17 protein-coding genes are annotated in these 13,201 nt (G+C 63.9%); 5 read left to right on the top strand and 12 right to left on the bottom strand.

Annotation, left to right across the window (positions count from 1 at the left end; genetic code table 11):
• Position 1: 1 nt before the first annotated feature.
• Positions 2 to 1,297: a hypothetical protein gene (locus tag GSQ90_RS05475; protein WP_158813768.1), complete on the bottom strand. Its 1,296-nt coding sequence runs from the start codon at positions 1,295 to 1,297 to the stop codon at positions 2 to 4.
• Positions 1,298 to 1,450: 153 nt separating this feature from the next.
• Between GSQ90_RS05475 and GSQ90_RS05470 the strand changes: the two genes are divergently transcribed.
• The gene (locus tag GSQ90_RS05470) at positions 1,451 to 1,609 is read left to right on the top strand and encodes a hypothetical protein (RefSeq protein ID WP_158813767.1); all 159 of its coding nucleotides are present in this window, start codon (positions 1,451 to 1,453) and stop codon (positions 1,607 to 1,609) included.
• 29 nt (positions 1,610 to 1,638) lie between these two features.
• Entirely contained in the window at positions 1,639 to 2,520 is an 882-nt protein-coding gene (locus GSQ90_RS05465; protein WP_158813766.1) for an alpha/beta fold hydrolase, read from the top strand.
• A gap of 182 nt (positions 2,521 to 2,702) precedes the next feature.
• On the opposite strand, the gene GSQ90_RS05460 is transcribed toward GSQ90_RS05465, so the two are convergent.
• The gene (locus GSQ90_RS05460) at positions 2,703 to 3,044 is read right to left on the bottom strand and encodes a carboxymuconolactone decarboxylase family protein (protein ID WP_158813765.1); all 342 of its coding nucleotides are present in this window, start codon (positions 3,042 to 3,044) and stop codon (positions 2,703 to 2,705) included.
• A 241-nt stretch (positions 3,045 to 3,285) separates the two neighbouring features.
• Between GSQ90_RS05460 and GSQ90_RS05455 the strand changes: the two genes are divergently transcribed.
• Positions 3,286 to 3,495: a DUF2892 domain-containing protein gene (locus GSQ90_RS05455; RefSeq protein ID WP_158813764.1), complete on the top strand. Its 210-nt coding sequence runs from the start codon at positions 3,286 to 3,288 to the stop codon at positions 3,493 to 3,495.
• Positions 3,496 to 3,517: 22 nt separating this feature from the next.
• On the top strand, positions 3,518 to 4,030 hold the full coding sequence (locus GSQ90_RS05450) for an RNA polymerase sigma factor (RefSeq protein ID WP_371418331.1): 513 nt from the start codon (positions 3,518 to 3,520) through the stop codon (positions 4,028 to 4,030).
• A gap of 306 nt (positions 4,031 to 4,336) precedes the next feature.
• Here the strand turns inward: GSQ90_RS05450 and GSQ90_RS05445 are convergent, their stop codons facing one another.
• From GSQ90_RS05445 to GSQ90_RS05430, 4 genes are read right to left on the bottom strand one after another with little or no spacing between them, the layout of a single operon-like run.
• The gene (locus GSQ90_RS05445; RefSeq protein WP_158813762.1) at positions 4,337 to 4,822 is read right to left on the bottom strand and encodes a hypothetical protein; all 486 of its coding nucleotides are present in this window, start codon (positions 4,820 to 4,822) and stop codon (positions 4,337 to 4,339) included.
• A 38-nt stretch (positions 4,823 to 4,860) separates the two neighbouring features.
• Positions 4,861 to 5,304 carry a hypothetical protein gene (locus tag GSQ90_RS05440; RefSeq protein WP_158813761.1) on the bottom strand — a complete coding sequence of 148 codons (444 nt, stop codon included), beginning with the start codon at positions 5,302 to 5,304 and terminating at the stop codon, positions 4,861 to 4,863.
• Positions 5,305 to 5,361: 57 nt separating this feature from the next.
• Positions 5,362 to 5,643, bottom strand: coding sequence for a hypothetical protein (locus GSQ90_RS05435; protein WP_158813760.1), 282 nt, complete (start codon positions 5,641 to 5,643; stop codon positions 5,362 to 5,364).
• 50 nt (positions 5,644 to 5,693) lie between these two features.
• A complete protein-coding gene (locus tag GSQ90_RS05430) occupies positions 5,694 to 6,308 on the bottom strand; it encodes a LysE family translocator (RefSeq protein ID WP_158813759.1) in 615 nt (204 codons plus the stop codon).
• A 318-nt stretch (positions 6,309 to 6,626) separates the two neighbouring features.
• On the opposite strand from GSQ90_RS05430, the gene hisC reads away from it, so the two are divergent.
• Entirely contained in the window at positions 6,627 to 7,700 is a 1,074-nt protein-coding gene (gene hisC / locus GSQ90_RS05425; RefSeq protein WP_158813758.1) for a histidinol-phosphate transaminase, read from the top strand.
• 22 nt (positions 7,701 to 7,722) lie between these two features.
• Here the strand turns inward: hisC and GSQ90_RS05420 are convergent, their stop codons facing one another.
• The 6 genes from GSQ90_RS05420 to GSQ90_RS05395 form a co-directional block, all read right to left on the bottom strand.
• Positions 7,723 to 8,013, bottom strand: a complete 291-nt coding sequence (locus GSQ90_RS05420) for an HdeA/HdeB family chaperone (RefSeq protein ID WP_158813757.1) — start codon at positions 8,011 to 8,013, stop codon at positions 7,723 to 7,725.
• Between the two features lie 224 nt (positions 8,014 to 8,237).
• Positions 8,238 to 9,506: a D-amino acid dehydrogenase gene (locus tag GSQ90_RS05415; protein WP_371418338.1), complete on the bottom strand. Its 1,269-nt coding sequence runs from the start codon at positions 9,504 to 9,506 to the stop codon at positions 8,238 to 8,240.
• Between the two features lie 110 nt (positions 9,507 to 9,616).
• Positions 9,617 to 11,050: a dipeptidase gene (locus GSQ90_RS05410; RefSeq protein ID WP_158813755.1), complete on the bottom strand. Its 1,434-nt coding sequence runs from the start codon at positions 11,048 to 11,050 to the stop codon at positions 9,617 to 9,619.
• A 52-nt stretch (positions 11,051 to 11,102) separates the two neighbouring features.
• The gene (locus GSQ90_RS05405) at positions 11,103 to 11,411 is read right to left on the bottom strand and encodes an antibiotic biosynthesis monooxygenase (RefSeq protein ID WP_158813754.1); all 309 of its coding nucleotides are present in this window, start codon (positions 11,409 to 11,411) and stop codon (positions 11,103 to 11,105) included.
• Between the two features lie 224 nt (positions 11,412 to 11,635).
• A complete protein-coding gene (locus GSQ90_RS05400) occupies positions 11,636 to 12,163 on the bottom strand; it encodes a hypothetical protein (RefSeq protein ID WP_158813753.1) in 528 nt (175 codons plus the stop codon).
• A gap of 228 nt (positions 12,164 to 12,391) precedes the next feature.
• Positions 12,392 to 13,042, bottom strand: a complete 651-nt coding sequence (locus GSQ90_RS05395; RefSeq protein WP_158813752.1) for a hypothetical protein — start codon at positions 13,040 to 13,042, stop codon at positions 12,392 to 12,394.
• Between the last annotated feature and the right edge of the window lie 159 nt (positions 13,043 to 13,201).

Here is a 13,201-nt window from a genome sequence, read left to right as displayed (position 1 = left end):
CTTAGAAGCTGACGTTCATCCCGATCGAGGTTTGCCATCCGACGCTCGAAACCACGGGGACGGACGAGGTCGCAAAATAGGCGTCGGCGAGCGTGCTGTATTTGACGCCGCCCGGCGCCGGATTGTCGTCTTCATGCGTCCAGACGCAGTCGACATGCGCGTTGAACGTCACCCGATCGTTCGCCGAAAACTGCGCCACAAGGCCTGCGGAATAGCGTTGCTTCGCCGGCACGAATTGCAGCGTCGCCGCGTCATAGCCGTTGTGGTCCCGGAACAGATAGCTCGCCGCCGGCCCGATCGAGAGTTTGCCGACGGGAAACAGATGCTGGATTCCGGTCCGGTAGACATTCGAATTGGTGTCGGCCGGCTCGAGAAGCAGCGGCGCAAATTGCAGAAACTTCACCTTATCATTGTCGGCATGCGCGCCCGACGCCGTCAGCGTCGTCGCGCCCCAGCTCCCAGGCCAGACATAGGAAGCCGAGCCGGCGAGAAGGTAGCGCAAGCCGGCCTGGTAGATGGGGGCGCCGTCCTGAAAAGTCGTCGTCTCTCTGGTGATCGACCCGGTCAGGCTGGTTGAGAGCGGTCCGGAGGCGTAAGCGAGCGAGGCCGTCCAGCTCAGATCGTCGCCGGGCTTGATCGCGGTCGGGGACTGAACGACGGGGAGTCCATCCTCCGCCAGCCCGCCCTCCTGCTCAAATTGGCCGCGCCAGGTGTAGCCCGTGCTGAAGGTCGCAATCAGCGCCGCCGTCAGCGGCAAGTTGAATCCGACGGTCGGGCCGATGTTGAAGCCTTCGCCAAAGCTCGAAACCTCGACAAGATCGGGATCCATGCGGGCGTTGGCGGCCGATCCTGGCAGCGAGGAACGACCGGTCGGAAGATTGCCGCTGAGCGAGACGAAGGGCTGGATTCCATTCATTCCGAGATAAGTGACCGTGCCGGACAGGGTGGTGTCGGTCATCGTCGAAACCGAGCCCGACAGGCCGGCGGTCGATTGCCGCGCCTGCACCCAGCCGCCGCGGCCGATCAATTCGATCTTGAAATCGTTCGACGGACGGCCCACGAGCTGGAGCGCGAAAGGATCGTAGAACTCGGATCCGCCGCCGCGCGCAGACGCGGCGTCCGTCGGATAGCCCCGCGAGCCCTGCCAGGAATAATAGCGGGCCTCGTTCGAGAAGATCGCGACCCAGGTTGGCGTCGCCGCCGCCGGCTGCGCCGGTTCGGCCGCCGGAAGGTCGGCGGCCTGCGCGGCCGACGCCGCCAGGATCAGCAATCCGGCGGTCAGGCGGAAACGGGACATGAGCCTTCCATCGCGAAACAGACCTCTCTTTTTGCCGGTTCGCCGGCGCATGGGGATGCCTGTCGAGGGCGGCGAAGGGAGCGTCAGGCCTGTGGGTCGCGATTCTAGCCGCCGGCCGGCCGCGCCGCGTCCCCCGATCGGGGGATATCGCCCGTGATGGATGACGATAAAGCGGCGCATCATCATCGCGTAATGTCCGAGCAGCTATGCGCGCAGAAGGCTGGAACAGCGCTCAACGCCGTGATTGAAGTGAAGCGAGCCACGCCGCCGCCTGCAGTGCTTTGGCAGGACTATTCGAATCCGCGAGAATAGGGCGCACGCGTCGGCGAAGGGAGGCGATCGTGTTCGAGAACTTCCAACAGGGCGTTGTCTCGATCGCCGGCGTCGAAATCTCCTACGTCCTGGGCGGTTCAGGCCCACCGGTCCTGCTCCTACATGGATTCCCGCAGAACAAGGCGATGTGGAATCATGTCGCCGCCCGGCTCGCGAAGGATTTCACCGTCGTTTGCGCCGACCTGCGCGGCTATGGCGATTCGGCCAAACCGCCATGCGCGGCCGATCGCTCGAATTATTCTTTCCGTGCGATGGCGGCCGATCAGGTCGGGTTGATGCGGCAGCTCGGCTTCGAGTGCTTTCATCTGGTCGGCCACGATCGGGGCGGGCGCACCGGCCATCGCATGGCGCTTGATTATCCCGACATCGTGCGGACGCTGACCGTCATGGATATCGTCCCGACCTACGCCATGTTCATGGACACGAACAGAAAGGTCGCCGGCTCCTACTGGCATTGGTATTTCCTGTCGCAGCCCGAGCCCTTTCCCGAACGGCTGATCGGCCCCGATCCCGATTTCTTTTATGAGACCTGTCTCGTCGGTTGGGGGGCGACGCGGCTCGCCGATTTCGATCAGGAGATGCTCGCCGACTACCGCCGCTCATGGCGCGATCCCGCGATGATCCATGGCTCCTGCTCCGACTACCGCGCCGCCGCGAGCGTCGACCTTGAGCACGACGGCGTCGATATCGAACGGAAGGTCGCCTGCCCCACACTGGTCTTTTACGGCTCGGCGAGCCAAATGGCCAAGCTGTTCGACATCCCCGGCGAATGGCGCAAGCGCTGCGCATCGATCGAGGCGGCGTCCTTGCCCGGCGGCCATTTCTTCGTCGATCAATATCCCGACGAGACGGCGCGGATCATTGCGGAATTTCTGACGGCGACGCGATGATTTCTCACGCCAGAGCGGGATGACGTTCAAAGGAATCCGCGGGTCGTCATTGCAATGACGGTTAACCCCCTCGACCAGGAAGCGTCCCATTCGAAGCGCGTGCGCGCGAAGCGGTTTCATTCGGGCATGATGGAATCACCTGTGCCCGTCCATACCGCGGCGCCGCTCTGAATATGTTCGCGTCAGCCTGATTTCGATTCCGCATCGAACAGACGAAGAGCCATCAGCGAATGGGCTAGGGCGCCGCCGGCGCGCACGGCGGCCGCTATGAACGCGACCTCCGCCAGTTCTTCTTTCGTGACCCCCTGGGCGTGCGCCTGCCGCGTATGGACGTCGATGCAATAGGAGCACTGCGTGGTGAGCGCGACGCCGAGCGCGATCAACTCACGATATTTGCGCGGGATCGCGCCGTCCTCCCGCTCTACGGCGTGATTGAAAGCCAGGAACGTCTCGCCCTCCCGCGCCGCCAGGGCGAGCAGGGTCGGCACGGCCGTGATGTCGCTACGCCTTTGATAGTCCGTCATGATCGCTTCTCCGCGTGTTGTCTCCGGCTATGAGAGGGCCGCGAGGGGGGAAACGGTTCGCGAATGATCACGTTTTCTTTTTGCGGACGAATTCCCGATCTTTTTGAGAATGCGGCGCCTGGACGGACGGCTTGTCGCAAGGTCGCCCTTCGGCGGGGCAAAAAAAAATGTCGGGTCCCGCAAACCGTTTTTGCGCGAGCGCGCCTCTATGGGTTGCAGCAAGCACAAAAGCGAGGGACACATGATTTACATCAAAAACCTGCCAGTCTGGGAGCGCTGGGGTCGAAGCCTCTCAGGCTTAGGCCTCGCGGCGTTTGGCTTGACGGCGCAATGGAATAGTCTGGCCGGGTGGATTTTGGTTGGAATCGGCGCGGTCGCGCTGTTGACCGGGTTCGTCGGGTTCTGTCCGATGTGCGCGATGGTCGGCCGCAAACCGCAAATCAAAACGTGATCTCATGGGAGGCCGCAGGACCGTGGTGGAGCCCGAGCTGATCGCGGCGGCGCAGACAGGCGATGGCGAGGCGATTGCGCGCCTCCTCGCGCGCGCCCAACCGGACATTCGACGCTATGCGCAATATAGCTGCCGGACGGCGAGCGACATCGATGAAGCCGTTCAAGAGGTCTTGATACTGACCTACCGCAAGATCGCATCGTTGCGCGCCGTCGGCGCCTTCTCCGCCTGGTTGGCGTCGATGGTGCGGCGCACGTGCTGGCGGCTCGCCCGCGCCGTGCTCGGACGCGCGCTGCCGCTGGATTTTCTTTCCGATTCCAGTCTGCTCGCAACACGCAATGATGAAGACTTGCGCCTCGATCTGATCAACGCGATCCAGTCGCTGCCCGAACATTATCGCCGGATTGTCTTGATGCGCGACGTCGACGAACGGACGATCGACGAAATCGGGCAGGCGCTATCGCTCAGCCGCGAAGCCGTCAAAGGCCGGCTGCACCGTGCGCGCGGATTGATCCGAGAGTATCTTAAGGTCTAGAGCCCGATGCGAATTGATTGAACCGCACCACACGCCACGTTGGCTTCGCTATTGAGCCATTGTTCGCATGGATGTCATCTTTTTTCACCGTCGAGACCTTGTCAATGACGCGTCAAAGCCCGTTGTTTACGACGGGGGTCTTTCGACGCCCTATGGCGCGCCGCCTTCGGCGGTGGCCCGAAGGGCCGTCATTGACAAGGTCTCGACGGTGAAACACGCTCCGCCATGCGAAACGATGGATCACACTCGACCGTTTCGACTATAAATCATTATGCTCTAGCCGCGAAGCAAGGACGTTGACGGCCTCTATGCCCGGCGGGTCGCGCCGGCCTTATCGGCTTCCTGATAGTTCTCGACAGGCGTGATCGCGATTTTCTCGATGCTGCATCTGATCATCCCAAACGCGCCAGCGCAGGGTTGGAGTTCGATTTCAACGTCGCCGCGAACAAGGCCGATCCCGATTAGGCTGGGATGCAGCGCTTCGTCCTTCGCACGGCGCAACGTCAATCCACCGATGACATTCTGACGGCCGAACCCGTCGAGATGAACGTCGATCATGTCCCGCAGCGTAAAATCCAATACAGCATGCTTGAAGGACGGTCCCTTATATTTTCCGCTCTCACTGGTCATCGCAGCCAATCGCAAGGTGCTCAAACCTTTTCGAACAAGACGAAGTTCAAGCACTTCGGCATCGCCGAATTCTAGCGATCCGCCGAACCACGCGATCACTTCGGGACCGCCAGGAATTTCCTTGAGGATCGCAAGGGTTTCCTCAAGCGCCTCGTCTTCCATTGTTTCGCTCCCCGCGCATCCAGAGCCCGAAGCCTCAATCATCCCACACTATCGACACAGCCAGGCGAGCGCATAAATCGAGTCTCTAACGTTTTTACACGCGCATGATCGTCCGATTCCCAGGTGACGCTGGCCGTGAAGTCGCAGCCGCGCAGACTGCCGTGCTGCCGACGAAAGGTCATTCGCTTGGCGAACCATCCGTCCGATTTGAACCCTTGTCGCGAAAGGGTCTGGATCAGGCTGTCTTCCGGCGTGAGGAGCGGGAAGGCGGAGGACACCCGCGCGCGGAATGTCGCGTTCGCCTCGCCCGCGTCGGCCGGGAGTCCAGCATAGATCATCGACGCGCCGGCAGTGCCCTCTAATGCGCTCGGTTGTCCGACCGGCCGATAGGCCGCGTAAGCTATTGCAGCGAGAATGATCGACAGGATAGCAAAAATCGCCACCTTATCGCGCAGTGAAATCGGCGTGGATTTTCTGGTCATCGCTATTTACGGGCGGCTTAAAACTTGCCGCCCGTCAGCACTCTACGCGCTTATGCGTTAAATAGCCGTCTCAAAAATCTTGGTTTCCTTAACGCGCTTGCCCGCAGGGCCGTCCGGGGAAACAAAATCGGTTGTGGCGCTGGGCGACGCTGCAACCTCAACCGTCATGCCCGGCCTTGTGCCGGGCATCCACGCCGCGCCGAGGGCGCCAACCTTCAGAGCTCCTTGCAACGGCGCCGCGTGGATGGCCGGGACAAGCCCGGCCATGACGACCACAGATTGTGCCATCATGAAATCCTGGCGCTCCTCGTCCAGGCTTGAGTTTCCTCGGACAGCCATGCGCTTGCGTGCATAATCTCGCCGCTGCCCGCCGCCCCCCGACAAAATCCTCAGCTCGGCCGCCGCGCCAGGGAGAGCCAGATGCCGCCGCCGATCAGCGCGGTTCCCGAGAGCCGCCCGAGCAGCTTGGCGCGCGCGGGCTTCATGAACCAGGCGCGGCCAAGGCCCGAGGCGATCGCCCAGGAGGAATCCGTCACCATGGCGAGCAGCGCCGAGGCGATGCACATCGCCGCGAGCTGCGGCCCCGCCGGCAGATTGGGATCGATGAATTGCGGTAGGAACGCGGTGAAGAAGACGATCGTCTTCGGATTCGACAGAGCCACGAGCACGCCGCGCGTAAAATGCACACGCCCGCTCGGGGCGAGGCCCGGGCCGCTCTTTCCGGCATGCCGCCACGCCTGAACGCCGAGCCAGACGAGATAAGCGGCGCCGCCCCAGCGCAAGACTTCAAACAGCACGAGCGCATGGACGAGCACCCAGCTCAAGCCGAAGGCAATCGCGGTCAGAAGCAGCACATTGCCCAGCGTCGTGCCGGCCACCGTCGTCAGCGCCGCGCGGACGCCTTGCGTGGCGCCGGTCGAGATCACCAGGGTGACAATCGGGCCCGGCGTCAAAACCAGCACGAGCGTGATCAGGAGAAAGGCGGTGAACAATTCCATATTCATCAATCGACCTCGTCATTGCGCGCCATCGGGCCGTGCGGCGCCGCGCCAAGGTAGCATGATTCCGGTCTCTGAGCACGCGCGGCCCCACCCCTGGCCCCTCCCCGCAAACGCGGGGAGGGGAAATCTTGGCGCGTCCCCTCTCCGCGTTTGCGGGGAGGGGCCAGGGGTGGGGGAACGGTTGGCGGACCTATCAGATTGAAGCGCCACTATTTTTTGGATAGTCCGGTGCGCCCCCACCCCAACCCTCCCCCATAAGGGAGAGGCAGGAACAACGCAGACCGCTAGCGCATTGCCGCACTTTAACCCTGGACAGCACCGATGAACCGTTTCTGGAGCAACCTGGCGCACGATCTCGAGCCCTATACGCCGGGCGAGCAACCGCGCATGGCGGATTTGACCAAGCTCAACACCAACGAGAGCCCGATCGGCCCCTCGCCTCAGGCGTTGGAGGCCATTCGCGCCGAGGCGGCTGGCACATTGCGCCTCTATCCCGACCCGCGCGCGACCGCCTTGCGCGAGACTCTCGCCGCTTACCATAAGGTCGGGCCCGAGCAGGTCTTTGTCGGCAATGGCTCGGACGAGGTTCTGGCGCATGCCTTCGCGGCTCTGCTCAAGCACGAGGCGCCGCTGCTGTTCCCCGACATTACCTACAGCTTCTACCCCGTCTATTGCCGCCTGTTCGGCATCGCGCATCAGACCGCGCCGCTCGACGAATCGATGCGCGTGCGCATTGCCGATTATCGCCGTCCGGCCGGCGCGATCATCCTGGCCAATCCGAATGCGCCGACCGGCATGGCGCTGACGCGCGCGGACATCAAGGCTCTGCTCGACGAACATCCCGACCAGCCGGTCGTGATCGACGAAGCCTATGTGGATTTCGGCGCCGAGACCGCGATTCCGCTGGTCGCTTCGCATCCGAATCTGCTGGTCGTGCAAACCATGTCCAAATCGCGCGCGCTGGCGGGCCTGCGCGTCGGCTATGCGATCGGCGATTCCGGCCTGATCGAGGCGTTGAATCGGGTCAAGGACAGTTTCAACTCCTATCCGCTCGGGCGTCCCGCCCAGGCCGGCGCCATCGCATCCATCAAGGACGAGGCCTTCTTTCAGCAGAGCCGGGCGGCGGTGATCGAAAGCCGCGCGCGGCTGAGCGCGGGGCTCGCCCGCCTCGGATTCGCCGTGCTGCCGTCCTCGGCCAATTTTGTGTTCGCGAGCCATCCCGATCGCGACGGCGCGGAACTCGCGGCCGCCTTGCGCCAACGCGCGGTGCTGGTGCGCCATTTCGCCGGGCCGCGCATCTCGCCCTTCCTGCGCATCACGGTTGGCGACGACACGCAGCTCGGCCGGTTGCTTTCGGCATTGTCGGACATCTTGCAAGCCGCGCCCAAGACATGAGAATTGTGCGCGGCGGGTCGCCCTATTTGACCGGCATGACGGTATCGGCGGCCTTAATGATGCCGTCCTCCTGATGCGCGTTGCAATAATCGTCGAGGGCCTTGGCGTCCTTCACCGTCTTGTCCTGATACATGATCGGCGGCGCGTTTTTCGCGGTGTAGAAGCCTTCCAGCCACACCAGGATGGTGCCGACCTGATCCTTGGGGGACGAAAGGAATTGCCCGCATGTGATCTTGGAGAAATCGAGATCCTGCGCCATGGCGGGCGGCGCGACCAAGGCGGCGACGAGGACGGATGCGAGACGAAGCTTCATGGACCTCTCCGATTATCTCCGATTAAGCGCGCCGCCCGCTTATGCCAGCCGCATGACGGTGGAACAAGGCGCGCCGTGTTGAGGTTCGCGATCTCTTGAATGGCGCTTCTGACGGCGCTTTGGGATCAGGCTATTACAGGACACCCATTAGCCGGTGCGCCGTCGCCCGTTCAGGCGATCAAGAGGCTACGGCGACAGTGCCGGACCACAATTCTCTTTCGCCATTATCCCGCGTAGCGCCCGAGCCCGAGATCGTCCGTCGCGATCTCCGGCAGCGCGCCGCCGATCATGTCGGCGAGAATGCGGCCGGAGCCGCAGGCCATCGTCCAGCCGAGCGTGCCGTGGCCGGTATTGAGGAAGAGATTGGGATAAGGCGTGCGGCCGATCACCGGCGTGCCGTCGGGCGTCATCGGCCGCAAGCCCGTCCAGTAGGTCGCGGCTTTGAGATCGCCGCTTTCGGGAAAGAGGTCGCTCACCGAGGTCTCAAGCGTCGCGCGCCGCGCCGCCGGCAGGTCGGCGCTGAAGCCTGAGACTTCGGCCATGCCGCCGACGCGGATGCGGTCGCCGAGCCGCGTGATCGCGATCTTGTAGGTTTCGTCCATGATGGTGGAGACCGGCGCGCGCTCGGCGGCGACGATCGGCACGGTGATCGAATAGCCCTTGATCGGATAGACCGGCACGCGCAGGCCGAGCGGCCTGACGAGGCCGGGCGTATAGCTGCCGAGCGCGGCGACATAGGCGTCGGCCGCGAAGGTTTCGGCTGAGGTCTCGACGCCCTCGATCCGCGCGCCGCTTGCCTTGAATCCCTTGATCGCGACGCCATAGCGGAAGCGGACGCCGAGGCCTTCGGCGAGCGCGGCGAGCGCGTTGGTGAATTTGAAGCAATCGCCGGTCTCGTCATTGGGCAGCCGCAACCCGCCGGCGATCAGGCCACGCACGCGCGCCAGCGCCGGCTCGGCGCCAATGCAGCCGTCCGCGTCGAGCACTTCGAACGGCACGCCGTCTTCGCGCAGCACCGCAACGTCCTTGCCAATGCCGTCGAGCTGCTTCTGGTAGCGGAACAATTGCAGCGTGCCCTGCATGCGTTCGTCATATCGAATGCCCGTCGCGGCGCGCAGTTCGATCAGTTTCTCGCGGCTGTATTCGGCCAGACGCACCATGCGGCCTTTGTTGACCTTGTAGCGCGCGGCGGTGCAATTGCGCAGCGTGCTCAAAAGCCAGGCCGCCATCGCCGGATCGGGGCGCGGGCGCAGGACGAGCGGCGCGTGCTTCATCATCAGCCAGCGCAGCGCCTTCTGCGGAATGCCCGGCCCGGCCCAGGGCGAGGCGTAGCCAGGCGAAATCTCGCCGGCGTTGGCGAAACTCGTCTCCAGGCCGGGGCCCGGCTGACGGTCGAGAACCGTCACCTCATGCCCCGCCTTGGCGAGATAATAAGCGGTCGTGACGCCGATCACGCCGCTGCCCAGAATCAGAACCTTCATGTTCACCTCGATCGCCTTACGCCGCCGTCGCAATTTCGGCGCCGCGGCGCAAGAGGCCCTTATGGGGACCGGACCCGACGCGCCGGCCGACTCCCAGAAGTATTCGACCTAGTCTTACCGTGTCATAAATTGACGGGCGCGGCGGGATGGCGGAACGGGGCGAAGTCAGAGGCGCTCAGGGCGCCGAGTTCGCTCAGCAGCATCGGCCAGCTTCGCAATCCCTCGTCGAGCGACGACAGACGGAAGAATTCATTGGGCGCATGGACGTCTTCGTCGGGCATCGCCAATCCATAGGTGAGCGAATCCATGCCGAGCATGTCGCGAAAAATGGCCGTGATCGGCACCGTTCCGCCCATGCGCGCCGGCACGGCGGGCCGCCCATGCAAGCGCTGCTGCACGCGCAAGGCGGCGGCGAGCAGCGGATGATCGTCGGGCAAGGTCGGGGCCGGGACGCCCCCTTGGTCGGGCGCGATCGAGAGCGCGACCCCTGGAGGCGTATGCCGCTCGAGGTGGTCGACGAGGCGCTGGCGCGCGCGCGCTGGGTCCATGCCGGGCGCAAGGCGCATCGTGATTTTCGCATGCGCCTCGGACGGAAGAACCGTCTTGGTTCCGGCGCCGGTATAGCCGCCCCATAGACCGTTGACTTCGATCGTCGGGCGCAAGGTGACGCGCTCGCGCGCGGTATAGGCGGGGTCGCCCCAGGCCGTTCCGCCGATGCGGCCGTAGAAATCGGCTTCACCGAGCGGCAGCGCCGCCGCCGCCGCGCGCATCGCCGCGCTGATCGGCGTCGCGTCGTCGCCGAAGTCGGCCACCGCGATGCGCCCGTCCCGATCGTGCAGGCTCGCGATGAGGGCCGCCATCTCATGCAAAGCGTTGCGCGCCGCGCCGCCGAAGCTGCCGGAATGGCCGTCCTTGGCGGCGGTGCGCAATGTGAATTCGAGCGCCGCCATGCCGCGCCCGCCGACGCCAACCGTCGGGATCGTCGTGCTGGCGCGCCCGCCGTCCGCCGAGAGCAGAGCGTCCGCCGTGAGCTTGTCGCGATGGCGGCGCACGATGCCGCGCAGGCTCGGACTGCCGCATTCCTCCTCGCCTTCGAGGAACAGCTTGACGTTGACGGGGCATGCGCCAGAGACGGCGAGGAAGGCGCCGATCGTCTCGATCGCGATTGTGGTCGAGCCCTTCACGTCGGACGCGCCGCGCGCATAGAGGCGGCCGTCCCGCTCGGTCGGCTCGAACGGCGGCGAGCGCCAGAGTTCGAGCGGATCGGCCGGCTGCACGTCGTAATGGCCATAGACGACGAGGGTCGGGCGCCCCGGCGCGCCGCTCCACTCGCCATAGACCGCTGGCTGCCCTTCGCCCGGCGTGTCGCCTTCGAGCAATTGGACGTTCTGAAGGCCGAGGACGCTGAGACGCGCCAGCAGAAATTCCCGCGCCGCCTTCATGCTCCCGGCAAATTGCGGATCGGTCGAGACGCTCGGCAGACGCAGCAGCGCTTTCAGCCGCTCCAGGATCGCGTCCCGATCGTCTTGCAGGCGGGCGATGACCGCTTCGGACATGAACTCTTCCCTTCGTTCGAAAAGCCAGGGCGCGCCGGCGCCATAGCGAACTTCAAACGCCGTTGTAGGCGACATCATAATGCCGGGCAAAGTCGTCGAAGCGCGACAAGGCGGCGCGGCCCTCCGGCTCGACATTCGCGACATCGAGATTTGGCCCGGCGAACGCCCGGATGCTTTCGATGGAGTCCCAGAGCGTCACGGCGAGAAATTCGACCTCGCCCTTGTCTTGCCGGCGCAAGAGGTAAGCGCCTTTGTGCCCGGCCAGCTCTTTAAGATGCGGCGCGACGCGCGATGTGAAGTGACGCTGATAGTCATCGGCCTTTTCGGCGCTTGCCGTTCCACACCATGTTCGAGCGATCATAGCTTCCTCCTGATTGTTGAGCGTTGCGAGCGGGCAGCGTCAGCCAGATTGAAGGACGCCAATATTCCCTCCCCCCTTGCGGGGGAAGATGCCCGGGGTCGCGCAGGCCTATCAAAGTGGAGGCGCAATTATCATCTCGGATAGTCCGGTGCGACCCCCCACCCCCGGCCCTCCCCCACAAGGGGGAGGGAGAAACAGCGCCAGCGCCGCCGCCCCCCTGCGCTTCAATGTCCGATGGCCGCCCGGAACGTGACGTCGAAGGCGTAGGTGTTGCCGAAGAATTCCGCGGGCGCCGCGCTCTTGTAGCCGCCGTCGACGACTTTGCCGTCGAGGACATTCTTGGTGAACACGTCGGCGGTGGAGAGGCCGCTGGGCGTCGGGCCTTTGAAGCCATTGTGGCGCCAGATGGTCGAGATCGGCGCGCCCGCCGCGTTGATGGTGATCTCGAACGCATGGAGCTTGCCCGCAGCAGCCATTTTGATGCGCGCGGATTCGTCCGCCAGAGCCTTGGCGTCCAAGGCGACGTCACTGACGATCACCTCGGTGTCATTGACCTTTTTGTCGAAGAAGCCCGGCACGGACCGCGCATAGGCGAAGGCGACCTTGGTGGTCTTGCCGTTGACCGTCAGCGCGCCGTCGGCTTTGCCGTCCGCGAGTGCGGCGGCCGAGTCGGCGCAAGCGGCCGTCGCCAACAGCGAAGTCGCAGCAAGGGCGATCGCGGCCAATGCGGCCCTGCGCGTCAATACCATCATGGGGGAGGCTCCTGGGGGTGGGAAACGAAGATCGGGATGACGAGCGCCGCCGGCGCAAGGAATTGGCGGGGCGGCCGTTCTCGGCGGCGTTCATGCCTTTCGAAAGTATCAACTCTCACGCGCCCGTCTTGGACCGAGCGGCACAAGCCTTGGCCTGAATGGCATTCCCATACGAAGTTCTTGCCCGGAGTTCGGGGCTGCGATCGGACGAAGCCCGGCGCCTTCCTGCTATTCGACCGGTTTGAACGATGTCGAAATGTCGCGCGCGCGAAATTCTATGACGGATCCGTCGCCGTCTTCGTTGCGGGTGTAAAGAGAGGTCTTCAGATCGCGCGAATACCATATTTCGGCGCGATTGCTCCCGGCTTTGCCGCGGACGACGCCATGGCTCGACTCGATGATTTTCGTCAGGGGATAAGTGCATCCGCCGACTTCGACATCGACCGCGCCATCGAACGAAACCGACGTGTTCATGTCGGCGATAATTGCGCCGTCGGGGCCTTTCACGATCTCGTTGAAATCGAAGGGCTTGCCGAGCGCAAAATAGTCCTTGGTCACGTCGATGGAATAGGTGCTGACGCGCGACTGCGACTCGGGTTCTCCAGCGGTGCGGACTTGCAGCCGGAAGCCGGCGCCATTGAGCGTTCGGCGCACAAATTTGTCGGGCGAAAAAAATTCATATTCGATCGTCTCGTCGGCCTTGCGGTCGATCTGTCGGCGCATGGGTACGGCGAGAGGGTCCTTGCCAGCCGCTGTATGGGTCCAATCGAACGTGAGTTCGAGCGGATGCGCAGTCGATTTGATCAAGGCGCAGTCGAGCGTCTCCGCATGCGCGGAAGTGACAAACAACAAGGCGAGCAAAGGCGACAGTCGACGCATCAGGATTCTCCACGGCTTGAGCGTACGACTTATCACAGAACCAACCCCCGCTGGACGTCGGCGCGGATCGGCCTGAGATTACGGTCTGTCGCGCTGGTTGCGGCGGTGAATATTGGGGCCGCCGGTCGCCTCTGCGTCATCGAAACGAAGAGCGCCTGC

Origin of the sequence: Methylocapsa sp. S129 (assembly GCF_009765995.1) — a bacterium.
Lineage (GTDB): Bacteria > Pseudomonadota > Alphaproteobacteria > Rhizobiales > Beijerinckiaceae > Roseiarcus.
The sequence above is the reverse complement of the archived record's forward strand: the minus strand, read 5'-3'. Positions and strand labels throughout refer to the sequence as shown.